The sequence below is a fragment of the Streptomyces sp. NBC_00285 genome (assembly GCF_036174265.1).
In the GTDB taxonomy this organism is placed as follows: Bacteria; Actinomycetota; Actinomycetes; order Streptomycetales; family Streptomycetaceae; genus Streptomyces.
On the sequence record NZ_CP108055.1, the window covers coordinates 6,037,417 to 6,060,860 of the forward strand.

At 66.7% G+C, this 23,444-nt stretch carries 38 protein-coding genes; 1 reads left to right on the plus strand and 37 read right to left on the minus strand.

All coding sequences use genetic code 11. The annotated features are described in order from the left end of the window. Nucleotides 1–5 precede the first annotated feature (5 nt). The 13 genes from OHT57_RS27825 to OHT57_RS27885 all read right to left on the minus strand — a co-directional run bounded on the left by OHT57_RS27825 (nucleotide 6) and on the right by OHT57_RS27885 (nucleotide 7,033). The gene (locus OHT57_RS27825) at nucleotides 6–731 is read right to left on the minus strand and encodes a transglycosylase SLT domain-containing protein (RefSeq protein WP_328749246.1); all 726 of its coding nucleotides are present in this window, start codon (nucleotides 729–731) and stop codon (nucleotides 6–8) included. Nucleotides 732–825: 94 nt separating this feature from the next. Beyond that, nucleotides 826–1,107: a hypothetical protein gene (locus tag OHT57_RS27830; RefSeq protein ID WP_328749247.1), complete on the minus strand. Its 282-nt coding sequence runs from the start codon at nucleotides 1,105–1,107 to the stop codon at nucleotides 826–828. A 2-nt stretch (nucleotides 1,108–1,109) separates the two neighbouring features. Next, a complete protein-coding gene (locus OHT57_RS27835) occupies nucleotides 1,110–1,856 on the minus strand; it encodes a peptidoglycan recognition protein family protein (RefSeq protein WP_328749248.1) in 747 nt (248 codons plus the stop codon). Continuing rightward, the gene (locus OHT57_RS27840) at nucleotides 1,856–2,161 is read right to left on the minus strand and encodes a hypothetical protein (RefSeq protein WP_328749249.1); all 306 of its coding nucleotides are present in this window, start codon (nucleotides 2,159–2,161) and stop codon (nucleotides 1,856–1,858) included. The genes OHT57_RS27835 and OHT57_RS27840 overlap by 1 nt, the downstream gene beginning before the upstream one ends. A gap of 14 nt (nucleotides 2,162–2,175) precedes the next feature. Next, nucleotides 2,176–3,981, minus strand: a complete 1,806-nt coding sequence (locus OHT57_RS27845; RefSeq protein ID WP_328749250.1) for a fibronectin type III domain-containing protein — start codon at nucleotides 3,979–3,981, stop codon at nucleotides 2,176–2,178. Continuing rightward, nucleotides 3,974–4,153 (minus strand): hypothetical protein, encoded by a 180-nt coding sequence (locus OHT57_RS27850; RefSeq protein ID WP_328749251.1) that lies wholly within the window; start codon nucleotides 4,151–4,153, stop codon nucleotides 3,974–3,976. The genes OHT57_RS27845 and OHT57_RS27850 overlap by 8 nt, the downstream gene beginning before the upstream one ends. Then, nucleotides 4,150–4,554 carry a hypothetical protein gene (locus OHT57_RS27855; RefSeq protein ID WP_328749252.1) on the minus strand — a complete coding sequence of 135 codons (405 nt, stop codon included), beginning with the start codon at nucleotides 4,552–4,554 and terminating at the stop codon, nucleotides 4,150–4,152. Before OHT57_RS27855 ends, OHT57_RS27850 begins: the two co-directional genes overlap by 4 nt. A 1-nt stretch (nucleotide 4,555) precedes the next feature. Beyond that, entirely contained in the window at nucleotides 4,556–4,804 is a 249-nt protein-coding gene (locus OHT57_RS27860) for a hypothetical protein (protein WP_328749253.1), read from the minus strand. 112 nt (nucleotides 4,805–4,916) lie between these two features. Then, a complete protein-coding gene (locus tag OHT57_RS27865; protein ID WP_328749254.1) occupies nucleotides 4,917–5,165 on the minus strand; it encodes a hypothetical protein in 249 nt (82 codons plus the stop codon). A gap of 1 nt (nucleotide 5,166) precedes the next feature. Beyond that, nucleotides 5,167–5,460, minus strand: a complete 294-nt coding sequence (locus OHT57_RS27870; protein WP_328749256.1) for a hypothetical protein — start codon at nucleotides 5,458–5,460, stop codon at nucleotides 5,167–5,169. Nucleotides 5,461–5,464: 4 nt separating this feature from the next. Continuing rightward, the gene (locus OHT57_RS27875; protein WP_328749257.1) at nucleotides 5,465–6,034 is read right to left on the minus strand and encodes a hypothetical protein; all 570 of its coding nucleotides are present in this window, start codon (nucleotides 6,032–6,034) and stop codon (nucleotides 5,465–5,467) included. After that, nucleotides 6,031–6,825 (minus strand): hypothetical protein, encoded by a 795-nt coding sequence (locus tag OHT57_RS27880; protein ID WP_328749258.1) that lies wholly within the window; start codon nucleotides 6,823–6,825, stop codon nucleotides 6,031–6,033. Before OHT57_RS27880 ends, OHT57_RS27875 begins: the two co-directional genes overlap by 4 nt. A 1-nt stretch (nucleotide 6,826) precedes the next feature. Continuing rightward, nucleotides 6,827–7,033, minus strand: a complete 207-nt coding sequence (locus OHT57_RS27885) for a hypothetical protein (protein WP_328749259.1) — start codon at nucleotides 7,031–7,033, stop codon at nucleotides 6,827–6,829. A 105-nt stretch (nucleotides 7,034–7,138) separates the two neighbouring features. Here OHT57_RS27885 and OHT57_RS27890 point away from each other — a divergent pair, with 105 nt between their 5' ends. Next, complete coding sequence (locus tag OHT57_RS27890) at nucleotides 7,139–7,327, plus strand: hypothetical protein (RefSeq protein ID WP_328749260.1); 189 nt, start codon at nucleotides 7,139–7,141, stop codon at nucleotides 7,325–7,327. On the opposite strand, the gene OHT57_RS27895 is transcribed toward OHT57_RS27890, so the two are convergent. From OHT57_RS27895 to OHT57_RS28010, 24 genes are all read right to left on the minus strand, one after another. Further along, the gene (locus OHT57_RS27895; protein ID WP_328749261.1) at nucleotides 7,312–7,686 is read right to left on the minus strand and encodes a hypothetical protein; all 375 of its coding nucleotides are present in this window, start codon (nucleotides 7,684–7,686) and stop codon (nucleotides 7,312–7,314) included. The genes OHT57_RS27890 and OHT57_RS27895 overlap by 16 nt on opposite strands. A gap of 117 nt (nucleotides 7,687–7,803) precedes the next feature. Further along, the gene (locus OHT57_RS27900) at nucleotides 7,804–8,091 is read right to left on the minus strand and encodes a stage V sporulation protein S (RefSeq protein ID WP_328749262.1); all 288 of its coding nucleotides are present in this window, start codon (nucleotides 8,089–8,091) and stop codon (nucleotides 7,804–7,806) included. A 66-nt stretch (nucleotides 8,092–8,157) separates the two neighbouring features. Further along, a complete protein-coding gene (locus OHT57_RS27905) occupies nucleotides 8,158–8,730 on the minus strand; it encodes a hypothetical protein (protein WP_328749263.1) in 573 nt (190 codons plus the stop codon). Next, the gene (locus OHT57_RS27910; RefSeq protein WP_328749264.1) at nucleotides 8,730–9,203 is read right to left on the minus strand and encodes a hypothetical protein; all 474 of its coding nucleotides are present in this window, start codon (nucleotides 9,201–9,203) and stop codon (nucleotides 8,730–8,732) included. The genes OHT57_RS27905 and OHT57_RS27910 overlap by 1 nt, the downstream gene beginning before the upstream one ends. Then, complete coding sequence (locus OHT57_RS27915; protein ID WP_328749265.1) at nucleotides 9,200–10,108, minus strand: hypothetical protein; 909 nt, start codon at nucleotides 10,106–10,108, stop codon at nucleotides 9,200–9,202. Before OHT57_RS27915 ends, OHT57_RS27910 begins: the two co-directional genes overlap by 4 nt. Next, nucleotides 10,090–10,455 carry a WhiB family transcriptional regulator gene (locus OHT57_RS27920; protein WP_328749266.1) on the minus strand — a complete coding sequence of 122 codons (366 nt, stop codon included), beginning with the start codon at nucleotides 10,453–10,455 and terminating at the stop codon, nucleotides 10,090–10,092. The genes OHT57_RS27915 and OHT57_RS27920 overlap by 19 nt, the downstream gene beginning before the upstream one ends. Beyond that, nucleotides 10,455–10,769 (minus strand): hypothetical protein, encoded by a 315-nt coding sequence (locus OHT57_RS27925; protein WP_328749267.1) that lies wholly within the window; start codon nucleotides 10,767–10,769, stop codon nucleotides 10,455–10,457. Before OHT57_RS27925 ends, OHT57_RS27920 begins: the two co-directional genes overlap by 1 nt. Continuing rightward, nucleotides 10,769–11,815 (minus strand): hypothetical protein, encoded by a 1,047-nt coding sequence (locus tag OHT57_RS27930; protein WP_328749268.1) that lies wholly within the window; start codon nucleotides 11,813–11,815, stop codon nucleotides 10,769–10,771. The genes OHT57_RS27925 and OHT57_RS27930 overlap by 1 nt, the downstream gene beginning before the upstream one ends. Nucleotides 11,816–11,872: 57 nt before the next feature. After that, on the minus strand, nucleotides 11,873–12,076 hold the full coding sequence (locus tag OHT57_RS27935) for a hypothetical protein (RefSeq protein WP_328749269.1): 204 nt from the start codon (nucleotides 12,074–12,076) through the stop codon (nucleotides 11,873–11,875). Nucleotides 12,077–12,112: 36 nt separating this feature from the next. Further along, entirely contained in the window at nucleotides 12,113–12,529 is a 417-nt protein-coding gene (locus tag OHT57_RS27940; RefSeq protein ID WP_328749271.1) for a hypothetical protein, read from the minus strand. After that, nucleotides 12,526–12,894 carry a hypothetical protein gene (locus OHT57_RS27945; protein ID WP_328749272.1) on the minus strand — a complete coding sequence of 123 codons (369 nt, stop codon included), beginning with the start codon at nucleotides 12,892–12,894 and terminating at the stop codon, nucleotides 12,526–12,528. Before OHT57_RS27945 ends, OHT57_RS27940 begins: the two co-directional genes overlap by 4 nt. 22 nt (nucleotides 12,895–12,916) lie before the next feature. Continuing rightward, nucleotides 12,917–14,803, minus strand: coding sequence for a DNA polymerase (locus OHT57_RS27950; protein ID WP_328749273.1), 1,887 nt, complete (start codon nucleotides 14,801–14,803; stop codon nucleotides 12,917–12,919). A gap of 80 nt (nucleotides 14,804–14,883) precedes the next feature. Further along, entirely contained in the window at nucleotides 14,884–15,612 is a 729-nt protein-coding gene (locus tag OHT57_RS27955) for a hypothetical protein (RefSeq protein WP_328749274.1), read from the minus strand. Between the two features lie 3 nt (nucleotides 15,613–15,615). Next, nucleotides 15,616–16,074 carry a hypothetical protein gene (locus OHT57_RS27960; protein WP_328749275.1) on the minus strand — a complete coding sequence of 153 codons (459 nt, stop codon included), beginning with the start codon at nucleotides 16,072–16,074 and terminating at the stop codon, nucleotides 15,616–15,618. Then, nucleotides 16,071–16,550 (minus strand): hypothetical protein, encoded by a 480-nt coding sequence (locus OHT57_RS27965; protein ID WP_328749276.1) that lies wholly within the window; start codon nucleotides 16,548–16,550, stop codon nucleotides 16,071–16,073. The genes OHT57_RS27960 and OHT57_RS27965 overlap by 4 nt, the downstream gene beginning before the upstream one ends. A 105-nt stretch (nucleotides 16,551–16,655) precedes the next feature. Then, on the minus strand, nucleotides 16,656–18,242 hold the full coding sequence (locus OHT57_RS27970; protein WP_328749277.1) for a DEAD/DEAH box helicase: 1,587 nt from the start codon (nucleotides 18,240–18,242) through the stop codon (nucleotides 16,656–16,658). Then, nucleotides 18,242–19,216 (minus strand): CHC2 zinc finger domain-containing protein, encoded by a 975-nt coding sequence (locus OHT57_RS27975; RefSeq protein WP_328749278.1) that lies wholly within the window; start codon nucleotides 19,214–19,216, stop codon nucleotides 18,242–18,244. The genes OHT57_RS27970 and OHT57_RS27975 overlap by 1 nt, the downstream gene beginning before the upstream one ends. Beyond that, a complete protein-coding gene (locus tag OHT57_RS27980; protein WP_328749279.1) occupies nucleotides 19,194–20,432 on the minus strand; it encodes a DnaB-like helicase C-terminal domain-containing protein in 1,239 nt (412 codons plus the stop codon). Before OHT57_RS27980 ends, OHT57_RS27975 begins: the two co-directional genes overlap by 23 nt. Beyond that, nucleotides 20,429–20,578 (minus strand): hypothetical protein, encoded by a 150-nt coding sequence (locus tag OHT57_RS27985; RefSeq protein ID WP_328749280.1) that lies wholly within the window; start codon nucleotides 20,576–20,578, stop codon nucleotides 20,429–20,431. Before OHT57_RS27985 ends, OHT57_RS27980 begins: the two co-directional genes overlap by 4 nt. Beyond that, nucleotides 20,575–20,850, minus strand: coding sequence for a hypothetical protein (locus OHT57_RS27990; protein WP_328749281.1), 276 nt, complete (start codon nucleotides 20,848–20,850; stop codon nucleotides 20,575–20,577). Before OHT57_RS27990 ends, OHT57_RS27985 begins: the two co-directional genes overlap by 4 nt. Next, a complete protein-coding gene (locus tag OHT57_RS27995; protein WP_328749282.1) occupies nucleotides 20,850–21,683 on the minus strand; it encodes a BRO family protein in 834 nt (277 codons plus the stop codon). Before OHT57_RS27995 ends, OHT57_RS27990 begins: the two co-directional genes overlap by 1 nt. Next, on the minus strand, nucleotides 21,683–22,135 hold the full coding sequence (locus OHT57_RS28000) for a hypothetical protein (RefSeq protein ID WP_328749283.1): 453 nt from the start codon (nucleotides 22,133–22,135) through the stop codon (nucleotides 21,683–21,685). Before OHT57_RS28000 ends, OHT57_RS27995 begins: the two co-directional genes overlap by 1 nt. Beyond that, nucleotides 22,132–22,794 (minus strand): ATP-binding protein, encoded by a 663-nt coding sequence (locus OHT57_RS28005; protein ID WP_328749284.1) that lies wholly within the window; start codon nucleotides 22,792–22,794, stop codon nucleotides 22,132–22,134. Before OHT57_RS28005 ends, OHT57_RS28000 begins: the two co-directional genes overlap by 4 nt. Continuing rightward, nucleotides 22,794–23,327 (minus strand): hypothetical protein, encoded by a 534-nt coding sequence (locus OHT57_RS28010; protein ID WP_328749285.1) that lies wholly within the window; start codon nucleotides 23,325–23,327, stop codon nucleotides 22,794–22,796. The genes OHT57_RS28005 and OHT57_RS28010 overlap by 1 nt, the downstream gene beginning before the upstream one ends. Nucleotides 23,328–23,444: the final 117 nt, after the last annotated feature.

Sequence of the window (23,444 nt, forward strand, 5' to 3'; positions counted from 1 at the left end):
TGACGCTAATACCACCCATTTTTCTGCCAGAAATACCAGGCTCCGCATGGGCTTCCGTAGCGGTTGCTCATATAAGAAAGCCCCCACCGCATCTGGGTGAGGGGGTTGGTGCGCCAGTCGGTGCCGGCGGATGCCATCTTGGAGCCGGGGAGTGCCTGGAAAAGGCCGTAGGCGCCGGAGCTTGAATTGACGGCCAGGTGATTCCAGCCGCTCTCGTGGTCGACCACCTTGCGCAGGCAGGAGTACTGGGCTGAGGAGAGCCGTGAGCGCGCGAAGGACTGGGCGCTGGACACGGTGGCGGTCTGGGCGGGCAGTGTGCGGCTCTGGGAGCGGGAGGTGCGCGGCGGGGTGCTGGGGCGCGTGGCCTCTGCGGCGGCCTTCGCTGCTGCGCGGCGCTCTGCGGCGGCCTTCGCTTGTGCTCGGTGCTCGGCGGCGGCCTTGGCCTTCTCTGCGCGGCGCTTGGCGGCGGCCTCGGCGGCGGCCTGGCGGTGCGCGTCGGCCTGGGCGGCTGCCTGGTGCTGAAGGGCCTCGGTGACCTTGAGGTGGCCGTCGACCAGGAGGAGGTCGAGGTTGGTCATCGAGGGGGTGAGCACGGGCTGTGGGGTGGGGCCGTCGGGCTTGGCATCGGCCGGCGCGACCAGGGAGGCGGTCGTCAGAAGCACGGCGGTGGCGACGGCGGCAGCGATTCGGAATGTGCGCCAGGGGATGTCGGGGAGCTTCGGGCGGGACACGGGATGGCCTTTCAACGGAGACAGGACCCCGGCCATCCGCTTGGCGTTCCGGCGTCCGTCACCCTAAAGGGCCGAAAAATGGTTCAGGTATCCGCTATACGGGCGGTCCGTACATCCGGTTGGTGGGCTTTTCGGGCGGGGTGGGGTAGGCGGGCGGGCGGGCCAGGCCGAGGAACCATCCGAAGGCGGGGCTGGCCTTGGTCTCCAGCAGCCGGAAGAGCCCGTAGTAGACGACAGCGAAGGCGGCGGTGAGACCGCCGGCGAGGGCCTGTTCGTCAATGTCGACGTAGATGCCGGCCAGGAGCGTGCCGAGCCAGCCGACGATGACCGGGACGGCGGTTCGCCACCAGGAGCAGACGAGGTCGTAGAACGTCATGGTTAGGCCGCTTTCTTTTCCAGAGCGGCGATGCGTACGCCTTGCGCCGCGACGAGCTTTTCAAGGGCTGCCACCCTCGACTCGATGGTGGGTGTGGGGGTGGGCGCCGGGGTGGAGGGGCTCCAGTTCGACGCGTGCGCGAGGCGCTCGGCGACGCGCATGCGGATGGCGGGCATGGTGAAGCCCACGGGGTCCGACTTCTGGTTGGACCACTCCAGGTGGCCGATGACGCTCTTGGAGCCCCAGCCGTGGGCGCGGCAGACGGCGGCCGTGGCGCGGACGATGGCCTCGATTTGCTTGGCCGGCCACGGGTCCTTGCCGTCGCCCATGTTTTCGCACTCGAAGCCGTACAGACGGCGGTTGCCGTCGACCGCTCCGGCGTCGCCCTGGCCGTAGCGCGGGGCTGGGGGCTTGGTGGCGTAGGACTCGTTGATGACCGCGTTGAGGACGTCGTTGTCTCCGCCGCCCGCGTGGTTGGCGCGTCCCATGCCGACGAGGTAGACGACCCCGTCTTTGCCGATGACGCCGTGGCATAGAGGGCCGGGCAGACCGGCGTAGCCGTCGCGGCAGATGCTGACGGTGCTCTGGGTGCCCTTGGTGACGGTGTGGTGGACCGTGATGCCGTTGACGGGTCCCCAGAGGCCCACGCTGTTGCGGTTGTGGGTGCGCCAGGAGCCGACCTCTACGACCGTGACTCCTTCGGCGCGTAGGGCGGCGAGGAAGGCGGCTGCGGTGAGGGGGGTGGCCATCAGTGCACCACCTCCGGCCAGGCCCACTGGCCCGGGTCCTCGCCTTCGGCGCGGCTGGTTGCCCAGTAGACGTCGTTGCCGTCGAGCTTCACCTGGAGGTTGACCAGGTCGCCGGACCAGACGCGGACGATGTCGGCCGGGAAGATCTGTCCTTCGGCGACGGTGTTGCCGACGTGGGCGATGGTGCCGTTTTCCTCGGCGTAGGCGCCGCTGGAGTAGGCGTCCTTGCGGCGTTTGTTGATCCGCTCCGCGTCGTATTCGGTGACGCGGTAGTGGACGGTCCGGCCGATGGTGGGTGAGGCCACTGTGCTCAACTTCCTTACGAGGCGGGGGTGGTGCCGGTGACAGCCGGGCTCGACTTGACGCCTTCGCCGACGGTGTTCACGGCGGCCACGGTGATGGAGTAGGCGGTGTCGGGCGTGAAGCCGGTGAGGGTCGTACCGGCGGCCGGGGCGGGGACGGTGGCCTTGAGGGTCGTACCGTCGTAGACCTTGTAGTTGGTCACGGCGGGCTGGGCGCCAGCAGGCGCGGTCCAGGCGACGTCCATGCCGGTGGTGGTCACGTTGGTGACGCCGACGCCGGTGGGGGCGCCGGGGACGGCGTTGGTCTTGCCGGTCAGAGCCGTCGACTTGACGCTTTCGCCGACGCTGTTGGTGGCGCTGACGGTGATGGAGTAGTTCTGGCCAGCGGTGTAGCCGGTGACCGTGCCCTCCGTGTTGGGGGCGAAGACGTCTGCCTTCTTGGTGGCGCCCTCGTAGAGCGAGTACTTGGTGACCGGCGGGTCCATGGTGATCGCGTTCCAGTGCACCGGAACGCTCGTGGTGGACACGGCTCCGTCGAGGGCCAGGCCGGTGGGTGCGACTGGGGCGGCCGGCACGGGGACGGTGCCTGCGAGCGCGTTGGAGGCCGGGCCGACACCGAGGGAGTTGCCGGCGACGACGGTGAACGAGTAAGCCTGGGCCGCCTGGTAGGAGAGCGTGACGTGCGGGGCGGTGCCGAGCGGGGCGTCGACCGTGGCGACCTTGCGGGTGCCGTCGTAGACCGCGTAGTACGTCGGTGAGCCGTTGACGGAGCCGATGGACGGCGCAACCAGGGTGAGTTTGACCTGGCCGCCGACGATCGGGGACACGGTGAGCGTGGGTGTGCCCGCCTTGCCCGGGGCGGCGGTGGCCGGGGGGATCTGGCTGCGCAGAACCGTGGAGAACGGGCCGGTGGCGGTGCCGTTGGCGTCCGTGCGTACCGCCCTCACCTTGAGGGCCAGGCGCTGGTCGGGGGTGGTGAAGTTGGGGGTGGTGAAGGTGACGGTCTGGCTCGTGCCGCCGGGCTGGTTGATCTCGCCGAGCTTGACGTCGCCCTCGTTGAGGCCGGGACGGGACAGATCCATGGGGACGTCGGTCTCGCGGGACGCGTTGTTGTAGACCTCGTACTTGGTGACGTTGAGCTGCTTGTTCCACCGCAGGGTGACGGCCCCGCCGCCGCTGGAGGTGATGACCGGCAGCGGGCCCCCGAACTGGAGGTCGTTCACGGGGCCGGGCGGGATGGTGTTGTGCTGCTGATCGAAACCGATGGCCGGAGTGGTGACGGTCAGCTCGTCGGAGGCCGGGCCGTACACGTTGTCGTCGTTGTACGCCTCGACCGTGATGGTGTACTCGGTCTCCGGCTCGATGCGCGTCCACTGCGGGTGTACGGGGTCGGTGCGGTCCCAGTAGCCGGTGACCAGCGCGTCGGTGTCTCCGCCGGGCACGATGACGTCGCCTTCGCCGACGACCGTGACGCGGTGGCCGGCGATGTAGATGTGGTCCAGGCCCCGGGAGCCGAGGTTGTACCCGCCGGCGTCGGGCAGCGGCGGCATGGGCGGCATCTGGGAGTGCGCCGCGATCTCACCGATGTTGGAGTGCCAGTAGAGCTGGATCTCGCGCGGCTGGACGCGGCCGGCGCCGGTGTCCTCGCCCTCGGCGGTCTTGTACCAGGTGGGCTTGGGCGGGACGACCATGTCGCCGTAGTCGGCAGGCCGCTCAGCCACGCGCTCCTCGGCGGTGCGCGGTGGATCGACGAGAGCGACCGGGCTGCCGGGCTCGGCCGTCAGCGCGGAGTTGGTCTCCAGGTTCCACTTTTCGTTAGCCATGGTCTTCTTCGCTTTCCGGGCGTGCCTTGCCGGCAACGGGCGGGATGAGGGTTTCGCGGGGAACCGGCGGCGGGTCGTCGGGAAGGTACTTGGCGATCAGCCGGAAAATGACGAGGCCGATAGCACTGACGAAGATGGACAGCATCTGCGCCGCAACGTCGCTCATGTTCATGGGCGCTCCCGCAGGTGACGAAGCCATGCCGAGAGCGCGGCGATGGAAATGCCCAGGAACGCGGCGACGTTGGCGAACTGCATCCACGGGGTGGCCGGCGAGTTGATCAGGGAGATCGAGGCGAACGCCAAGAGGTACGCGCCGAGATAACCCATCAGGCCCAGGCTCGATGTCTTGAGGGAGTAGACCATCGAGGCGAGGCCGAGGACGATGCCGAGGGTGGTGTAGGCGAGCGCGATGCAGTACGCGGTGCTGTCGACGTGGGAATCCACGACGCTAAAGGGCGTCGACCCCAGTGCCTTTTGCAGGGCAGCGGCAGCCGTGAAGATGCTGAGCCCGACGCCCAGGAGCTTCTTGGTTACTGCTGGCGGGTAGATGTACCCGCTGATGTGTCGTGTCACGTCAGATCCCGAGGTTGAAGTGGGGCGCGGGGGTGGCCACGTAGTTGGGGGTGGTCACGGCGCGGCCGTCCGGCGTGTGCTTGACGGGGTCCTCGTGGATGCCGTACCAGCGGTCGTCCAGGTCACGGCGCACGGCGTAGGTGGTGGCCTCGACCAGGCCGCCCCGGTCGGTGACGACCTTCTTGTAGGCGCCGTCGGTGAGGCCCTCGTTGAGATCCCCGGTGAGAGAGCGCTCGTTTGCGTAGCTCACTTCGTCCCACCCGCCTTCTTCTTCGCGGCCACCTTTTTCGCGGCCTTCTTCGTGGGCTTGGGTTGCGTCTTCTTACGGCGCAGCCACTTGAAATTGATCCGGGGGAGCCGCATTACTTGTCCCCCAGCTTTCTGACGGCGGGAGCGGCCCTCTTCTTCGAGGAGCCGGATGTCACGCCGGCGCCCATGGTTCGGGCGACGGAAACTCCCGCAGTGAATTCGGAGTTGGTGGACGGCGCCCTCGGGGCGTACGCGCCCTTGGTGCGCTGGTCCTGAAGGTTCGCCTTGCCGTGGGTGACGCCGGTGATGTTGTCGCCCCGGCCGGTTCGGCGGCGGTCGGTGGAACGGGTGGCCTTGGGCATGTCACATCACTCCCAGAGCGGGGTACGAGGTCGCGGAATAGCCGGACTGGCGCTGGCTGTAATCGACGCGGCTGCCGGGGTAGATGTCGTCCAGGCGCGCGATGTCGGCGATTCCGGGAATGTGCTGCCGGTATCCGAAACGGGGCGGAACCCGGCCGATGTTGGGGATCGGTGGTTTCATGCGGCGTACGGCGTCGGGCGGGAGGTCGGTCCACTCGCGCAGGTAGTTGGTGACCTGCTGCTCCTGGAGCGTCGACCACGGCCGGCGCGCGTAGAGGGAGTCCTGCTGAAGCACGGCGTCACCTCCAGGCCGGCTTGAAGCGCATGAGCTGCGCTCGCCGGGCTTCGTTGACGGCCGTGAATGGCGGGGTGACTTCCTGTGTGTAGACCCTTTGTGCGGTCGCGAAGCGTGCCTGGGTGGCGACGAGGGTCTCGGACTTGCCGTCGTTGACCAGGGGCGAGCCGACGAAGGAGCCGCGCTGGGTCCACTTCTCGCCGCGTGCCTGGGCTTCGAGGGCTGCGGTGGGGTTGACGTCGTCGGTCCAGTAGTAGTCCGCCGGGTCGATCCGCTCTCCCTTGTGCACGCCCCTTTGGTAACTGCGCTGGGTGGCGCGGTTGCCGATGGAGTTCAGGAGGCGATCCTGGCGGCGGGTGCCCGCGCCGATCGTCCCGAGGTAGCCGTCGGGGTACTCGGCGGACGGGACGTGGCCGGTCTCCATGAGACGGCGGGCGTCGAGGATGTCGCGGGCCCCGGTCATCAGGTAGCCGCCGGAGCCCCCGGTGTACGTCATTCCCCCGGCAACCGGCGCCTGGTAGGGCGGGTTGTAGGAGAGGTTGGCGTTCGCGCCTGCGCGGTTGGGGTAGCTCATGACTTGTTCCACCCCTGACTGGGCTTGTAGAGGGGGTTGCCGGAGCGAGCCGGGTCGGTGGCGACCTTGTTGACGGACTGGAAGGCGCGGGCGCCCAGGCCGATGGCCAGGCCGCCGTAGCGCGCGGTGCGTCCGGCCCAGGCCGGCGCCTGGGCGGCCGGGGCGCTGGGCGGTGCGGCGGGAGCAGGCGGCTGGTTGGGCGTGGACGGACCTGGGGACGAAGGTGCGGGGCTGGCCGGTGCGGGGCGGGCCGCTGCCGGGGTGGGTCCCGGCGGCGCTCCGAAGCGCTGGCCGGCGGCCCTGTAGGCGGCGCCGTTGATGGTCACCGGTGGCCGCGCCGACGACGGCGCAGAGGAGGCGGGGGCGGCGGGGCTGGGCCAGCGGGTCGGGCTGGGCCCGGCGGCCGAAGGGGAGGAGGGGCTGGCCGGGGAGGGGCCGAGCATGCTGATTTCCGGCTGGCTCCAGTTGCTCCGGGCCGGGCCCGACGCGGGCTGCGCAGCCTCCGGGGCGGGAGTAACGCGCTGGCCGCGCACGGCCGGGTTGCTCATGCCGGGAAGTGCGTGCTGGGAGGTGCGGAACTGAGAGGCGTTGAAGGTGGGAGCGGCAGGCCCCTGGGGGTTGCGGACCTCGTCGGCCTGGAAGAGGGACAACTGCTGGCCCTGCGGCCGGGGGGCCGGTGCGGGGGCCGGGTCCGGCTGCGGTGCGGGGGCGACGCGGTAGGAGCGCATGGCCTGGTCGCCGAACCCGCGAAAGGCAGGCTGGCGGAACTGGCGCGGGTTGAGATCGGCCATGTCACCTCCAGGTGGAATTGGCTCCGTACTCGAACTCGGTGAGGGCCGGGCGGCGGTCGAGCCCGGCGTTGAACGCGAACGAGGAATCGGCCTGCTGGTCCATGTCCGGGCGGCTGGGCGCCACGGCGAGGGAGCCGTTGGCGGCCGAGCCGGTCAGCGGCAGGGACGCGGTGCGGGGGCTGCTGGGGGAGGTGGCGCCAGTGCTCATGAGCGGGCCCACCCCAGGTCATCGGCGGGTGCCGGAGCCGGTGCCGAGGCGGGGGCTGCGTTGCTGCCGTTGTTCATGGCGCGGGCCGCAGCCGAGCCAAACTGCATGCCGGAGAGCACCCGGCTGCCGGTGCCGGCGGCCGAGCTGGTGCCCGCGCTGATGGCGCCCGAGCTGGCGGCCGAGGTCACGGCGGAGCGAGCAGCAGTACCGGTGACAGCGCCGACGGCCTCGGTCGCGGCTGCCCTGCCGAGCAGGCCAGCGATGAGCGGCAGCATGGGTCAGCCCGCCTTGTAGCCGGTCGAACCTCCGCTGCGGAAGTTCTCCTGCTCGCCGAAGGCCGAGCGCACCTGGCGGATGCTGGTCGTGGCGCAGCAGGGGCAGCCGGGACCGTGGTACGAGCGGGCGACGCTGACGACACCGGTCGGGCCGTAGGTCTCGGAGGCCGAGGTGGTGCGCTGGCTGCGGTTGGCCTTGTTCTTCACCGTGGGGTCGGTGCCCTTGGCGAGGCCGGAGCGGGACCGGGAGGTGCCGTTCGTCGGGCGGGCCCAGGTGACGCGGTGCGATTCGCTGCCCATCGTCGGGAATTCGCCGGTGCTCAGGCTGCTGACGACGTTGGTCTTGCCTCGGTTGGGCGGGGTCCAGTGCTGGCTCATGTTCTCCTCCGCGCGGCGGTCGGGGCCCTGGAGAGTCTGAACACGAGTGCTGTACGAATTGGGGGTGAGCGGGCCTGCTCTCGGGAGTTTAGGTCCCGGATTTTTGCGGCGAATATTTCACGAGCCCATGACGCGGATCGCGATGCCGAGGAGTTCCCCTTCCGGGGACTTGCTGCGGAAGAAGGTGATCTCTTCGGTGAGGCTCGTTCCGAACGAGGAGACGAAGCTCTGGGCGATGGGAATTGCCTTCACCGACTGGTTGATGGCACCGGCGCCCACGGCTTTCAGGACGACTTGATGGCCGGCCTTGATGGCGTGGGCGATGGCGGAGCCGAGTTCGGGCGGAGGCGTTGTCGACTTGACGCGGAACTCCTTCTCGGAGACAGCATCGGACTGAGTCTGCACGATGATTGCTCCCTGCATTTTGATGCGATGCAGGGAACGTAAGCGGCAGCAATTACTTCTGGTTATTCAGCCTTTTTTGCTGCGGGAAGGCTTGGGATTGCGGATGCCGTCGATGACTTCCTGCTGGAACTTCAGCTCGGGCGGCTGGGGATCGGCCAGGGCCTCGGCGATGCGGGCGAGCGTGTAGGCGTCGGCCGCGTCGTGGTTGCTGGCCTGGTGCTTCCAGCGCATGTAGACCGCCAGCAGCATCTTGTCCTTGTCGGCGCGGCCGGAGCCGGTCACGAACTTCTTCACGGTCGTCGGTGCGACGGCGTGGATGCGCCGGTCGATGTGGTCGGGGAAGACTTCGGCGAGAGCCAGCTTCATCGCGGCGCCCAGCTCGCCCAGCTCCTCGCGCCGGTACCGGGCGCCGTAGGCGTAGCCCTCGTAGCAGATGTGTGTGATCTGTCCGAGGACGCTGATCCGCTCGAAGTGCACGTACAACACGTGGTGCACGTACTGGATACGGTCAATGCCGGTGCCGGCCGCCTTGGGGGAGAAGTCATAGACGGTTTCCGTCGCGGTGCCGGAGGTGGCGTCGTAGCGCACGATCGCGCAGCCGGAGTAGGACTGGTCGATACCGATGGAGATGCGCGACATCAGACCCCCCAGCGGTGGGCGCGGGTTTCGGTGTCGCGGGAGTTCTGCCGGCGGGAGAGGTCGCGGGAGCAGAAGCTGGCGCGGGACTCCGCGTTCTTGTGGACCATCTCCAGGGCCTCGCACAGGCTGAGGGCTGCGACGTGCTTCTCCTCGTCGGCCTGGACCTGGGAGTCGGCGGCTGCGGCGGCTTTGCGGCCGGCGACGGTCTTCTCCATGGACGCGTTCAGGGAGGCGGTGGCCATGGAGTGGTTCAGGTTCTGCTTGAGGGACTTCTCGTTCGCGCGGGCCTCGACCAGGCGCATGGCCGCATACGCGGTCCACGAAACGAACTGGCCGTAGAGCGCCATGAGTTGCTGGTCGGTCAGCTCGGTGATGTCGCGCGGCAGAGCAGGGAGGTAGCCGTCAGGGCGCTCTTCCTTTTCGAAGCCCATTGCTTCGAGTTCGTCCCAGAGGCGTTCGGCGGCAGTGGTCACTTCTGCTCCTTGAATTCCAGGCACGAGGGGCAGCCGATACGGCCGTTGATGTTGCAGTGGGGTGCGACGTCGGCGTGAACGCAGTCGACGATTGCAGCGGCAGCTTCGATGAGCGGCTCGGAGAACTTCTCGTCGAAGGTGACGATGAATGACTTCGTTTCCTGGGTGGATTTGAAGTCGTAGAAGAAGATCGTGCGGTCGACTTCGAGATCCTCGAAATGCACGCTCAGGTACATGTAGAGCTGGACCTGGCGCACGGCAGAGGGAAGCGGCCGGCGGAAATCGCGCCATAGGCGGGTGAGGTCGGGCAGCTTCCCGAACTCGTCGGTTTCGACCGTGTAGCGCTCAAGAAATTCAGGGCGCTCGTAGCGCAAGCTGCCGAGCCCCAGGGTCTTGATCTCGATGAGCGCGTTGTCGTGGGGGCTGTAGCCGTCCGCCTTGCCTCCGATGCGGAGGGGGTGGGCGTTGAGGGGGACTTCGGCGTACTCGATGCACCGGCGGGAGGCGGAGCAGAGCTGGCAGCAGGTGGGCGTCTCGTCGTCCCAGAACACCTGGTCGCAGGCCAGGCAGTGCCAGTCACCTGCCAGGCGGCCCATCTCGGTGAGCCAGCGCTGCCACTTGGTGTGGGTCTCGTGCCCCTCCTGGAAGATGTTCTCCCGGGTGAAGCTGGTCTTCCTGCGGTCGGCCGGCTCGACTTCCAGGCGTAGGCGGTGGAACGCCGCGAGGTGGCACCAGTCCGGCTTCACCATCTCGCTCGGGTGGAGGACGTCCTGGCGCCGGCCGGAGGGCTTGAGGGCTTTCTCCAGGACGTGCTTTTGTACGTCCCCGTAGAGAGGCTCCACGCTCTTGGCCGCGTTCAGGTACTCGGTGAGCGCATGTCCGCCCTTTACGACGCGGCTGGCCACTGGGTCTCCTCGTTGCTCGGCGGTTCTGGTTCTCCCGGGGCGTGCCATATCCAGCGCTCGGGCATTCCGGGGTTGCGCATGCGCATATCCAGGCGGTCCTTGGCGGTCATGCCGCCCCAGATGCCGAAGTTCTCCTTGTTGAACATGGCGACGCGGAGGCATTCCGTACGGCGGGGGCAGATCCGGCCGTCGTAGGTTCCGTTGCAGATGTCGAGGGCGAGGGCTTCGTCCTCGAAGAACACGTCGCGATTGCGGGTCGGGGTGAGGGAACCGTCACGGCATTTCGCCTCCCCCCGGTGGTGTGTCTCGCTCCAGTTGGGTGCGTTGACGACGGCGCGAATTCCCATCACGTGTCCTCCTCGCGTTCAATGAGGCGCAGGAACGTTTCTCTGGAGAGGACGACCCAGGTGCGGCCTTGCATCTCGATGGCGAAAGCCATGTCGCGCAGGTCGAGGAGGGCGTTCTTCTCGGCATTGACCAGGTCGCGGTGGGTGAGGGAGAAGCGGGCGGCGGCCGTGGTCTTGCATTCGATGGACCACTGCTTGTTGCGGACGTCGTTCTTGACCGCCCAGCCATTTCCGCTACCGGCTACGGTGCTACCGCCGATGTCCTTGGCGAGCTTCTTCTCCTGGGTGCGGGAGGCTTTGATTCGGCGGTCCATCAGCCCTCGCTCGTGCGGATCGCGGCCATCACGTCGGCGCTGAGCTGCTGTTGGAGGTCGAGGTCTTCCCGCATGGCGCCGGCCATTTTCTTGTCGCCGTGCCACTGGTAGTCGCCGTACTTGTACCAACTGCCGTCGAGGCGAATGAGGCCGTGGTAGATGCCCTGCGTGATGAGCTGGGAGGCGAGGTCGTATTCACCCGCGTAGATCCCCGTCGAGCTGTTGGCGAAGTAGAAGCGGAGCGTGGCGACTTGCTGCGGGGCGGAGACCTTGGACTTGAGGGTCTTGACCTTGATGACCTGACCTACGCGTACCGATCCGCCAGCGGGCCGCTTCTCGTCGATCCACTCCGTGCGGGAGGTCTCCAAGCGCGTGTAGTACGCGTAGTTCTTGGCCTTGCCGCCCGGAGAGGTCTTGGGAGTGCCGCCGGCCGGTGCCCAGGCTCCGATCTGGTCGCGGAACTGGTTGACGATCAGCGCCAGGAGCGGCCGTTCCTGCTCGACGAGGGAGCGGCGGGTGGCCTGCCCCACCTTGCGGAAGAATTTCCCCGTGACCCGGGCCCCGCTCGCCATGGTCGACTCGTCCATGTCCTTGGCGTCCTCGTCGTCTGCGACCAGGGCCGGGTAGGAGTCGAGCACGATCGCGTCCACGGCCCGTGACTCGGCCGCCTTGATCATTTCCGTGTAGGCGTCTTCCATCGCGTTCGTCTCGAAAACAACGACGCGGTCAACATCGACCCCGAGAGTCATGGCCCACTCGTGGTCGTAGCCTTCTGCGGCGACCCAGAATGTCGTGAAGTCGGGATTCTGCTGCTGATTCGCTGCGATGGTTTTGTGGACGATGGTTGTCTTGCCTGACGATTCGGCGCCGAGGATCTCGTTCCACTGATTTCCGGGCCACCCTCCCCCGAGCATTACGTCGAGGGAGAGTGACCCGGAAGGGAATCGGGGAACGGCAGGCATCTTCGATGCGAGAACTACCGATCCGGCGCCGTACTTCTTGTTGATCCGCGCCATGAGAGCGCGGGTCTCATCACTGAGCGGCATCCCCAAACCGTATGAAACGGAAAAAATACCGCACAGGGCCAAATGGGTGGCCTATTTTTAGATGTCCTTACACCCGGCTGGCTCATCGTCGGTGCCGGGACAGACGTGCGTCCAAGCGGGTTCAGCACCGTCCGGACCGATGCTGGCCGCAGGAATGCGCGGCGTTTCCTTCGGTGCATCGCCCGGAGTGTCTCCGAAAGCAATCAGGTACAGGCCGACAGCGATAAGGCTGGCACCGACGATGAGAAGTACGGCACGCATGGGATCTCCTTGGACGAATTGGTGCCTGGTGGGGGGTCAGAGCCGGCCGATGATGGTCTGCGGGTTGTAGCCGCTGCCCTTGGCCTGGTGCAGCGAGACCCTCTGGGGCGCCGAGCTGTTGTTGGCGATGGCGACGCCCTGCGTGGAGTTCTGGACGGGCCACCCGCAGTCGAAGCACTGGGCCATGGCGTTGGGTGTGGGGCGCCAGTAGTGCTCGCCCTGGCAGGAGGGGCACCGCTCCGACTGCTTGGCGGACTGGGCGCGCTCGGTCTGGTACTCGCGCTGCACCTGCTGGGGGTCGTTCTGGGGCACGGTCGGAGGGGTCTCGGGCTGCACGTAGGTGGGGTGGGCCCACCACGGCGTGCCGGCCGGGGTGAGGCCGGCCTGCTGGCGGGGCTGAGGCTGGCCGCCCTGGGCCTCGCGGATCTTGTTCAGCCAGAAGTCACTGCTCATGAGTTGTCTCCGATTTCCAGCGTTCCGTTTTCCAGAAGGTGAGCGATAACGGCGGTACAGGCGGTACGGCTGACGAATAGGAACATCGCCTTCGAGCGTTCGTCGATGTCCTGTCCGCCGTCGCTCAGGTGGGTGAGTCGGCGCAGGACATCCGCCGCGACATCGGCGTGCGAAATAGCCTCGGCTGCCACTGGCAGGAACCGTTCGATGCGCCTGTGGGACTGGATGTGTTCGACCTCGTCCACATCGGGGCCGGCCGGGACCAGTCCGAGCAGTAGGCACACCTCGTCGAAATCGCTGCACGCGACAATGTCGCGGAGCATTCCTCGGAAGAGCGCGGGTGCTGAAGTCTCGATGTCGGGCATGGTTCCAGCCTAGGTCGGGGAATTATTTCGCTTCAGACCAGCGATCACAGATTTTTACGTCCGTGGTGACGGGTACGGAGAGGAGCTGCATTCCTTCGCCGGCCATTGCCTCGTGCAGAACCTTGGCGCCTTCTTCGGCGATATCGGCCGGGCACATCGCGGCGATTTCGTCGTGCACGGTGAGGAGGATCTGCATGTCCGGCAGCAGATTTTTGTGGAGGCGTGTCAAGGCGAGCTTGGTCATGTCGGCGTTGGAGCCCTGGATGTGGCTGTTGACGACCTGCCGTTCGGCCTTGGCGCGGCGGCCGTTGTCGTAGCTGAGCAGGTCGGGCAGGCGCCGCTTGCGGCCGAGGAGGGTACGCAGGTACGGATCCGGCCGACGAGAGCGGACCGTTCGCAGGAGCTTGCGCTTGTAGGCGTAGACCTCCGGGAACTGCTTCTCGTGGGTCGAGAGGATTTGCTTGGCGCGGCGCAGCGAGGTGTGCGACATGTCCGCCACCTTTTGGGGTCCTGCGCCGTAATTGATCGCGAAGGCAATAGCTTTGGCGACCTGGCGCATTTGCTTAGTGACGTCCTCGGGGGCGACACCGAAGACCGCGCTCGCGGTGGCCGTGTGGGCGTCGATGTTGTCCCAAAACCCTTGCCACAAAGCGCCCTTGCCTGCGAAGTGCGCCAAAATGCGCTGCTCGATCTGGGCGTAGTCCGCGACGAGGAGCTTGAAGCCCGGGATCGGGTCGACCAGGTCACGGATGGCTTTTCCCCACACCGTTTCGGCCCTCGGCCAGTTCTGCACATTGGGGGTTGAGCATGAGAAGCGGCCGGTAACGGTCCCGTATTGTTTGAGCATGGGGTGGATGCGACCGTTGAAGATCTGGGTGGGCTTATCCTCTTCCGGATTTCCCAAGTACCCCTCCACGTAGGTGGAGAGAATTTTGCTGACGTCCTGGTAGCCGAGAAGGGCGCTGACGAAATCGTTGCGGCCTTTGTAGGGTTCCAGGGCTTCGGCGTCCGTGGACGGGGCGCCTTTCTTGGTCAGCTTCCGAGGCTTGAGACCCTGCTCCTCATAGAGGATCTTCTGCTTTTGCGGTGTGGAGTTGATGTTGAAAACCTTGCCGGCGGCCCTGTAGACCTCGGCTTCGGCGTGCTCCATCTCGCCGCGCAGGCGGGTGCGCAGTTCCTTGAGGGCGCTGATGTCGACGGGGACGCCCTTGCCCATGTGGAGCAGACAGTGCAAGACGTCCATCTCCAGGGCCCACATGTCCTCCAGGCCCTCGGCCGTGATCTTCGGCCGCATGTCCTTCCACTGGAGCCAGGTGGTGCGGCCGTCGAGCCACGCGTACTCCTGGACCTGGCCGAAGGGGTGTTTCTCGACGCACTTTCCGGTGTCGTCGTGGTCGTAGTCGAGGTTGTACCGCTCGCGGTCGAGAGCCTTGAGCCCGATGAGCCTGTTCTCGTTGAGCATCCACGCGGCGACGATGGTGTCCCCATAGGGCGGGGGCGGAAATCCACGGTCCGGGAAGTACTTGGCGACGCTCAACAGGTCGAAAGGGGCGTTGTGGGCGACCTTGGTGCGGTCGGAGAAGAAGAGGTTCTCCAGCGCGCCGAAGACCTGGCTGGGGCGAAGCTGCTTGGGGGGCTCGTCGAACAGCGCCGGGAGGTGCTCCCACTCGCCGGTCTGCTTGTTTTTCCTGCGTGTGGCTTTCCGCAGGAGGTTGTAGCCGTTGGGGTGGCCGAGCGGAATGACCGAGCATGCGCCGTCGGTGGACAGGGAAAGCCAGGTGACTTCGTTGACGGCCGGCACGCCCCGGTGCGGCCCAGAGGTTTCGACGTCGAATGCGAACCCGTCGCGCGCCTCGAAGTACTCGATGACGTCATGGAGTTGGTCGGTCGTGGTGACGAGCTGGTGCACGGAACGTCCCCTGGAGTCGAGAAGCGGCCCGCCCCGGGGTGTGGGCTTCACCCGGGGCGGGCGGTCGGCGGGGGCTGGGCTCAGCTCTCCATGACGAGGTCGACGACCTCCTCCATGGCGTCCTCGTCCAACTTCTCCTTCACCACGTCGCCCCACTGGTGGGCCTCGGCCAGGAACGCCGCCAGGGCCTCGTCGGAGAGGGGCTCGACGTCGTACTCCTCGTACAGATCGCGCTCTTTGACGCGCTCCAGGGTGTACTCGACGCTCTTCTTCTTCTGCTCCTTCTTGATCGTGAAGTACAGATCGCCCCTGTTCAGCGGGCCGCGCTTGCCGTCGGTCGCGATGTCCTTGAGCTGGCGGGCGATCTTGATCCCGGCCTCCCAGATCTTCAGGACCGGGCTGTCGGGGTCTTCCAGGGAGATGACGTCGAAGCACGCGGAGAAGCGCTTGGCCTTGTCACCGACCACGCAGAGCGGGCAGTCGGGCGTACCCCAGCAGCGCACGCTCTTGGAGCCGTCCTCGATCTCCTCGATCCAGTGGGAGTTGTAAACGTCGAAGGGGCCGTCACCGATGATCTTGATGACGGTGGCCTCCTCGGTGACCTTGAGGTACATGTCGCTGCCGGAGGCGGACGCGGTCTTGTCCATGGCGTCCCAGCCGGCCATCTGGGTCGGACCGCCGGCGCCGGTGGACACGACGCGGCCGGTGACCGCCTCGCGCTTGCCGACCTCGAACCCGGCCTTCTCGGTCGCGGATGTGGTGGCGGGAAGCGCGCGACGGCGGCGGCCGTAGGTGCGGGATTCGGGCATGGTCTAGCTCCAGTCCTGGACGGGTTCGGGAAGTGCGGCGCGCGTCTTGACGAAGAGTTCGCGGCAGCGCTCGGGGAATTGGGTCTGAGAGAGGAAGCGCTGGGCTCCGGAAAGGACGCCTTCTTCGAAGGCGATGAGAACGACGCCCTCGATCTGCCGCCTGGTATACAGACGCCGACGGCCGTTCTTCGAGTCGCTGTTGTAGATCCAAGTCGCCCCGGGGAAAAGGCCGTTGGCTTCCCACTTGTAGATCGTCTTCGGGGCTCGGCCGAGCGCGTTGGCCAGGTGCGAGATAGCGAAGAATTCCCGGTAGAAACCCGAGATCTTCTTGTAGACGGGGTCCTCGTCCCAGCGGCTCTCGTCGCCGCCCCGGTAGCCCTCGGTGGGGTGGACAGTGCCGATGGGCCGGTGGGTGCCCGGGTAGACGTCGAGCGGCCGGCGGGGCGGGACGATGCCGGTCACGTCGTGAGTCCCCGGAAGGCGAAGCTCTCCTTCTGGACCATGATTCGGTCCATGTCCTCTTCGGTCAGCACGCCTTCCTGGAGCAGGACGTACAGCTCGTCCGCGTCGAGGGTGGGGACCGGCGGGAAAGCGCGTCGGTAGACGCTCTCGCCGCGTTGCTTGGTGATGCTCTCCGCCGCTTCGATGTCGGCGACGATGGAGACCCGGCGCTCCCGCTTGATGCGGATGTACTCGCTGTCGCCGACGGGGATGGGGAAAGGCAGGTCGATGTACTGCGACCCCTTGTGATCGGCGTACCCGCGCGTCTGGACGGCGGCTACGACCTTGTCGCGGAGTTTGTTCATCCGCGAGGTGAGTTCTGTCTGCTGCGCCTTGAGCAGGGCCCATTCCCGGAAGGTCGGAATGACCGGGTCGAACGGGACGGGCTTCGATTCGGATTCTGGTGAAGCCGTGCTGTCGAGGTTCTCTTCGGGCACGTATTGCTCCCAGGGCGGTGCTCGGGGGAAGGAGCTACTCGGAATGCTCCGGTCCGAAAACCCTACGAGTCTGAAAAATCCCGGCCAATCGGCCAAACGAGTGCCTCAGCCAGCATTTTCGATGTGCTCGGCGAGCGACTCGACGTCCATGTCCAGGGCGCCGACGCCAGTCCCGTCGACCACGGCCTGAGACAGTTTCTGACGCAATGCAAGCGTGGCCTGCACGCGTTCCTCAATGGTCTCCTCGACCACAAGACTGGTGACGTGGACGCGGTCAAATTTTGACGAGGCTCGGACATGCCGGGTGTTTCGCTGAGCGAGAACACCGTTTGAGTAGGGCAGGTCGTAATTCACGAGGTACTGGGCCTCCGGCAAATCCAAGCCGTACCCGCCCGCGTTGGTGGAGATGAACAGCCGGCATTCCGGGTCGGTCTTGAAGCGGGCCAGGACGGCGGCCTTCTCGTCGGAGTTGAGCTGCCCGTGGAAGAGCACCAGGTCGCCGTATTTTTCGAGGCGCTCGGAAAGGTACGGCAGCATCTTCCGGTAGTCGGTGAAGATCGCGGCTTTGGTGCCGGGCTCGGCCAGCATGGTGCTCACCAGCTCGTCCAGGACGGCGAGCTTCGGCGAGGAGTGGAGGTCCGGCAGGTCGTAGCGGCTGGCGGCGAACTCTGCGGCGTACTGCGAACCGCCCGTGCCCTCGTGGAACGCCACGGCGGAGTCCATCAGGAGCTGCGGGTGGTCCAGCAGGAGCCGGGCCGCCTGGAGGCGGGCCATCAGCTTGCCCTGGGCGCCGAAGGCCCCGTCCGGCTTGACGCCGGCGTAGTAAGCCGCCAGGTCGAAGTCGCCGCCGGCCTCGGCCAGCTCGTCCATAGCGGCCTGGACGTCGGCGAGGATGGCCTTGTAGATGGAGCGGGTGGTCTTGTCGAGCTGCACATGCCGTGTGGTCTCCGCGACGGCGGGCAGGTACTTCGCGACCTCGGGGTCCAGTCTGGACTTCCGGATCATCGCGCGGCTCAGGTTCTGGTGGAGCAGCCCGAGATTCTTGTAGGAGGAGACCCCACCGAAGAAGTTGCGGTTGATGTAGGACTTCTCGAACAGGTCCCAGCGGCCCAGGATTTTCGCGTTGACCCACTCCATGATGCTGAAGACTTCTTCGGGCCTGTTCTCAACTGGCGTGCCTGTAAGGGCAATCCGGATAGGCGGCTTGAGTTTCTTGACGCGCTTGGTGGTCTGGGCCGAGAAGTTCTTGATGGCGCTGGCTTCGTCGAGCACGAGAGCGTCGGCCGGCAGGGCACACAGCTCTTTCCAGTCGTGCAGGACCGCACCGTAGGACACGATCACGTAGTCCGCGTGCTGCGCGGCCTGCCACTGCTGCCAGCGCTGTTTGGGCGTGCCGTTGATGACGGTGCAGACGTCCTCGGCCGGGACGACCAGGTCCATGCCGCGCAGCGTGATGGTGCGCGTGGGCGCGTCGGTGAACGCGGCAATGGCCTGTGCCCACTGCCACTTCAGGCTGGAAGGCACCATGACCACGCAGCGGCGGATGTCTCCCCGGCCGAAGAGTTCTTCGAGCGCTGCGATGGTGAGCACGGTCTTCCCGGTGCCCATGGAGTACGCGACGAGAAGACGCCGGTCGGACAGGACGCGGTCGACGGCGTCGTATTGGTACGGGAACAGTTCTCCGGTGAACATCAACGCCTCCTGCGCCAGGGGTGGTGGGCGTTCTCGTACGCGGTCAGCGCGTCGGCGTCGCTCATGTCCCCGAGGTCTTTCGCTGGGGTGTGGCTGTAGTCGAGGAATTTCATGGGGAGTCCGCGCGGCCTCCAGCGGCCGTGGATCTTGTCCCGGGATGTGCGGCCGGCCGTGTCGTTGTCGAGGCCGAGAATGAGATTTCGGCAGCGGGCCTTGAGGAGCCGCATCTGTGCTTCGGAGACGTAGGCGCCGAAGCTGGAGAAGGCGCCGGGTATCCCGAGAGCGTGGGCCCGGACGGTGTCGAGCGGGGATTCCAGGAGCAGGGCGGTGTCGCCGCTCCAGGTCAGGTCGCCGAAGAGAGTGAGCGACTTGTGGATGCCCGTGGGGTAGTTGCGGAAGTAGCGCTTGCCCTTTTCCTGCCAGCCCCACAGTTCCCCGGTGAATGGGTCGCGGATGGGGAGAATCCAGTGCCGCGTCTCGGGGTCCCACAGAACGCCGAAGTCCTGGCACGCCTCGGGGGTGACGCCGCGCCGCTCGCACGCCCTGGCTGGCGGGGGGACGAACAGGGCCAGCGATGCCTCGTTGACGCGGACGGTCTCTTCGGCTTCGGGGGCCGGGCCGTTGTCCTCGACCGTGCGGTACACGCCGTGCCGGGCGATCCACTGGAACGCCTCGACGCGGTTGTAGCCGAGGCCGTCTTCCACGAGCTGGATGAAGGGGCCGGCGTAGCCGCAGGAGAAGCAGTGATGCAGGCCGGTGGAGGAGTTCACCGAAAAACTCGGCCGGCGGTCCTGCTTGCCGGTGAGGGTGAGGTGGGCGGGGCAGTGGGCGAGATACTCCGTTGAGTCGGGCTTGCTCAACTCGCGCAGCACCTCGATGCCCAGTGCCCGCATGGCTCCCGGGATGTCGTGCGGGACGGGGTTGGCGAACGCCGCGAGGTTGTCCCAGAACTCAGTAGGGGAGGTCGGTTTCAACTTCGGCCTCCTCGAACTGTGGCGGGTCCCACGAGATCGAAATGAGGTGCTCCTGGGGCGCGGCATTCCGGCTCGCGAGCACCTTGAGCCGATAGAACGTCTCCTCGTCCGTTGCCTCCATGCCGACGACGAGGTCCGCGTCCTGGACCCAGGCAGAGGTGTAGCCGAGGCTGCTCGCGGTGAGTCCCTTGGCGCCGACCTTGTGCGAGAGGCTCTGGGTGGTGACGACCACCGGAAGGTCATTGTTCAGAGCGAGTTTTTTCAGGCCCCGGGAAATGTTGGTGAGGGCGAGAGGTGTCTGTGCTTCCCGGCTGATCTCGTCGAACAAAAAATATGCGCCGTCCACAAACAGGACGCTGGGCGCGAGTTGGTCGATTTTCGTCTGGAGACCGGCGATGGTCATGGCGCCGGCGCGGTCCTCGGTGACGATGTACGGCTGCTCGCCGAGAGGGTCGGTAAGAGCCGCTTCGAGCTGACGCCATTCCTTGGCGGAGAGCTGCCCGGTCTGCAACTTCTTCGGGTTGACCTTGGCGAGGAAACCGTCCAGCCTTCGGGAGATCTCCTGGTAAGGCATTTCGAAAGACACCAGAAGCGGCTTCGCGCCGTAGTCGTAGGCGGAGCGCGTCATACCGAGCATCACCGTGGTTTTGCACGATTTCGCGAGGCCCGTGAGCACGATCATCTGCTGGGGCTGAATGCCGAGGGTGACCGCGTCAAGGAAGGCAAACCCGGTAGGGATGCCCAACAACTCGCCCGGGTTGTCGCGGGCCTGGCGGTAGACGTCCAGTCGCTGGGCGCCGGTGGCCGCGTAGTCGACTTCGCGGGAGCCGGCCGTGGCCGTGGTGGCGTGCGCGAGCATCATCCGCAGGAGAGGCAGGGCGGCCTCGGAGCCACCCTTGTCGAGAGCCTCACCGACGGCGCCCATGCCCAGGTCGATGATCGTCCTGCGCCGCTGCTCGTGCAGCTCCCGCAACAGGTACTCGATAGGCCCCGAACTCTCCTCAGTGAAAGGGAAGTTGGGGTGGTCGCGGCCGATTACCTCCGGCGTGGGCGGCTCACCAAAGTCGGCCTTGAACGCGAGGATGGACGAGAACACCTTGCGGGTCTCGGGGTCCAGGAAGTGCTCGGCCGTGATGCCGCCGGCCTGACCGACGACGGTGTCAAGGTCGCCGGTCAGCGCGATGTAGGAGATGACCTCCTCTTCGATGCTGCTCACGAGCCCTCCTCGGGCAGCGCCCTCGCGGCGGGCGGCTTACGGCACTGGTCCTCGTAGTCGCAGCAGCAGTCGCCCTCCGTCCAAAGGCAGCAAGGGACGCGGTCCTTGCAGGTCTCCAGATCGGGGCAGTAGTGACGGTGACTCACACGATCTCCAGCAGCGTCAGCGGACCGACCTCTTCTTCGAGGTCGCCGAGCGCGATGGCGCCGTGGCAGTCGTCGTCCACGACCGGCTCGACGGTGATGCGCGGCAGCTCGTCTTCCGCGAACGTCACGACGACGGCCCAGCCGACGAGCGGCAAGCAGTCGTAACCCTCAAGCCCCAGCTCTGAGCGAAACCGGGCGGTCTTGCCGACCTTGTCCGGCACGAGCTGAACGGTCTCGCGGCGGAAGGCTCCCGGCGGCCGGTAGTCGGTCATCAGGAGAGACCGCCGTTCGTAAGGGGGCGAGTCACTCGCGTCGGGGGCCCGTGCTGAATCGAAGGAACGTTTCTCCTGTCGGCGAGATCGCGGAGGATCTTGCGCAGGGCCTCCACGCCCTTGGGGGTGATGTAGACGGTGTAGGTGGTCCGCGCGCCGCCGTCGTCGCCCATCCGCGTGTAGACCCGCGTGGCGAGCAGCCCCGAATCCGCGATCTTCGCGGTGACGTCGTAGTAGCTGTCCCCGTAGGCGTTCCTGTGCCGGAAAATCCAGCCCTTCTCCATGAGGAGGATGCGCAGGCCCTTTTCCTTCAGCCCGAGCAGCTTCGCGGCCTCCCGGACCAAGAGGAACTTGTCGCTCGCGAAGTACGCATCGGCGGCCTCGACCTTCGGCGCGGCAGCGGCGAGTTCCTTTTTCGTGGCTTCAAGTTCTTCCCACTGCTGCGCGGCCAGGAGCAGCGCGTCGCCGAACGTCTTGGGGGTGTCGAACGCGGGCCGGTCGGCGCCGTAGCCGCCAGTGCGCCGGATTTCCGGCAGGACTTCGCTGGTGATCCATTTCTTGAAAGCCCTGGCCTCGGCCTTCCGACTGCGGAGCACCATGGAGTAGAGACCGGACTCGTTGATGACCGACATGCGCTGGTCGCCACCGGGGGTGCTCACAGTCTGAGCACCCTTTTCGTCGTCGTCGAGGCCGCGCAGAGCGGCGTCGGGGCGCTCCATTTCGAGGACGTTGCACACGTCGCGGGCCACCCACCAAGGGGCGCCCTCGACCATGAGCACTCTCACGCGCTTGTTGGTCTCGGGGAAAATGAGGGGGATGGCGTCAACGCCCATTACAGGACCTCTCGCATGAGTTCGGGTGACTGCGGGGGGACGAGGAAACCCTTGGGGCCGTACAGCAGGTTGTGTTCGGGGAAGCCGTGGAAGATCCGCGCGACGTCGTTGAGCAGGGCGATGAGCCGGCTCATGTCGCGGGGCTGCGAGACGACCAGCCGGGTGTTGGGGACGCTCTCCCGGTCCAGGCGGTCCGCGAGCGCGGCGACGACCCCGACGGGCAGGTAGGTGACGACCGCGACCGGCTGGTCCTGCTCCCACAGGTCCCACAGGGTCTGGACGGCCGCCTTGTTCGTCTCGTAGAGGGCCAAGGCCGCTCGGGGCCCGCGCCAGCGCAGCCGCCGGTGGAAGCGCTTCACGCTGAACCGGGAGCTGGGGGTGGCGAGCAGTCCCTCCCACAGGACGTAGACCTCGGCCGGCAGCGGCGCGTCGTCGAGGTCTCGGCCGATCACTGGTCGCCCCGGCGGAACGATTCCCCGGTGAAGATCTCCCGGCGGGTGCACTGGTCCATGAAGGACCGCAGGGCCTTCGAATACCGGGCGGCCCAGTCGTCGCCGGGCAGGTTGGTCGTGATGAGCGTGACGCGGCCCTCGTCGTACCGCTGCCGCAGCAGCTTCTCCAGGGTGTCCTCGGCGAACTTCGAGTCCGTGGAGTGCTCGTGGCCGACGTCATCGAGCAGCACCGCGTCGGCCCACTGGACACGTTCGACGGCGTACTGCCAGCGGGAGACCTGCTCGGGATCTACGTTTTGATCCGCACGAACAAGTTTTCGCTCGCGCTCGATGTGGTCGCTGTAGCGGGAGCAGTAGACAGTGATTCCGTAGCGGCGCCGCAGCTCGCACAGGATGGCCGCTGCCAAAGTCGTCTTGCCGGTTCCGGGGTGGCCGGCGAACAGCAGACCTCGGCCGTAGACGTTGGGACTGGTCGGGAAGCCGCGCCAGTTCCGGGACTGCTGGGCGCGGTAGCCGTTGACGAAGTGCCGGGCCTTCTTGACGGCGTCGGTCTGCCCGCCCATTTCTTCGACGTCGTTCAGGGTCAGGCCCCTCAAGCGGGGCGGAATTCCAGTGCCGACCCACCGGGCCTTCTCGGGGTCCATGCGCGCGGTGATCATCAGACGCTCCCCCAGGAGGCGGTGAAGCTGTCGTCGGCGGCCGGGTCGTTCTTGGCGGGCTGCTCCCAGGTGCTGTACTCCTCGGCGGTGACGGTGAGGCCGGTGCCTCGCAGGTCCCGCAGGAGCTGGTAGCGGCGCCACTTGAAGTCCCAGACGTACGGCTTGCTGGGGGTGCGGCCGGCCAGGCGGCTGATGTAGAGGTCGACCAGGGCGCGGCAGTCGTCGGGGGTCAGGCCGGCTTCGCGCCGCAGCTCGGAGAAGACCTGCACGAGGGCCTGGCGGTTGCCGATCTCCAGGCCGCCGGACCAGCTCAGGGGTGGGCAGGCGGAGGCGAAGTAGTCCGCGAGGCCGGGGATGGAGTCGGGGCCGTAGTGGCGGCCCCTGGGGCGCCGTTCACGGCGCTGGCCGTGCTCCGGCGGGGTCCAGCCGGTCTGTGACGCCGAGGGAGCCTCCTCGTCGCCGTGGAGCATCCTCTGGACGATGGCCGTGGCGTCGAGTTCGGCGTCGGGGTCGTGAATGCTTTTGCGTGCCATGTGTTTCTCCTGGCTGTGTGGCGGGCCAGAACTGCCCCGAACGAACGTTCGTGGGCAGCTAATAGAAACCGTAGGTTTCTATTTGCCTAGCTATTTGCTTGAGCTAGGGCTTGTGCT

Coding starts and splice junctions, on each gene's coding strand:
- OHT57_RS27830 (WP_328749247.1), bottom strand. CDS start 1,107: ATGACGTTCTACGACCTCGTCTGCTCCTGGTGGCGAACCGCCGTCCCG.
- OHT57_RS27905 (WP_328749263.1), bottom strand. CDS start 8,730: ATGTCGCGCATCTCCATCGGTATCGACCAGTCCTACTCCGGCTGCGCG.
- OHT57_RS27930 (WP_328749268.1), bottom strand. CDS start 11,815: ATGCCGCTCAGTGATGAGACCCGCGCTCTCATGGCGCGGATCAACAAG.
- OHT57_RS27935 (WP_328749269.1), bottom strand. CDS start 12,076: ATGCGTGCCGTACTTCTCATCGTCGGTGCCAGCCTTATCGCTGTCGGC.
- OHT57_RS27940 (WP_328749271.1), bottom strand. CDS start 12,529: ATGAGCAGTGACTTCTGGCTGAACAAGATCCGCGAGGCCCAGGGCGGC.
- OHT57_RS27885 (WP_328749259.1), bottom strand. CDS start 7,033: ATGAGCACTGGCGCCACCTCCCCCAGCAGCCCCCGCACCGCGTCCCTG.
- OHT57_RS27955 (WP_328749274.1), bottom strand. CDS start 15,612: ATGCCCGAATCCCGCACCTACGGCCGCCGCCGTCGCGCGCTTCCCGCC.
- OHT57_RS27895 (WP_328749261.1), bottom strand. CDS start 7,686: ATGAGCCAGCACTGGACCCCGCCCAACCGAGGCAAGACCAACGTCGTC.
- OHT57_RS27835 (WP_328749248.1), bottom strand. CDS start 1,856: ATGGCCACCCCCCTCACCGCAGCCGCCTTCCTCGCCGCCCTACGCGCC.
- OHT57_RS27945 (WP_328749272.1), bottom strand. CDS start 12,894: ATGCCCGACATCGAGACTTCAGCACCCGCGCTCTTCCGAGGAATGCTC.
- OHT57_RS28005 (WP_328749284.1), bottom strand. CDS start 22,794: ATGATCACCGCGCGCATGGACCCCGAGAAGGCCCGGTGGGTCGGCACT.
- OHT57_RS28010 (WP_328749285.1), bottom strand. CDS start 23,327: ATGGCACGCAAAAGCATTCACGACCCCGACGCCGAACTCGACGCCACG.
- OHT57_RS27875 (WP_328749257.1), bottom strand. CDS start 6,034: ATGAGCTACCCCAACCGCGCAGGCGCGAACGCCAACCTCTCCTACAAC.
- OHT57_RS27845 (WP_328749250.1), bottom strand. CDS start 3,981: ATGGCTAACGAAAAGTGGAACCTGGAGACCAACTCCGCGCTGACGGCC.
- OHT57_RS27995 (WP_328749282.1), bottom strand. CDS start 21,683: ATGGGCGTTGACGCCATCCCCCTCATTTTCCCCGAGACCAACAAGCGC.
- OHT57_RS27850 (WP_328749251.1), bottom strand. CDS start 4,153: ATGAACATGAGCGACGTTGCGGCGCAGATGCTGTCCATCTTCGTCAGT.
- OHT57_RS27925 (WP_328749267.1), bottom strand. CDS start 10,769: ATGGACCGCCGAATCAAAGCCTCCCGCACCCAGGAGAAGAAGCTCGCC.
- OHT57_RS27890 (WP_328749260.1), top strand. CDS start 7,139: ATGCCGGAGAGCACCCGGCTGCCGGTGCCGGCGGCCGAGCTGGTGCCC.
- OHT57_RS27865 (WP_328749254.1), bottom strand. CDS start 5,165: ATGCCCAAGGCCACCCGTTCCACCGACCGCCGCCGAACCGGCCGGGGC.
- OHT57_RS27990 (WP_328749281.1), bottom strand. CDS start 20,850: ATGACCGACTACCGGCCGCCGGGAGCCTTCCGCCGCGAGACCGTTCAG.
- OHT57_RS27970 (WP_328749277.1), bottom strand. CDS start 18,242: ATGTTCACCGGAGAACTGTTCCCGTACCAATACGACGCCGTCGACCGC.
- OHT57_RS27880 (WP_328749258.1), bottom strand. CDS start 6,825: ATGGCCGATCTCAACCCGCGCCAGTTCCGCCAGCCTGCCTTTCGCGGG.
- OHT57_RS27920 (WP_328749266.1), bottom strand. CDS start 10,455: ATGGGAATTCGCGCCGTCGTCAACGCACCCAACTGGAGCGAGACACAC.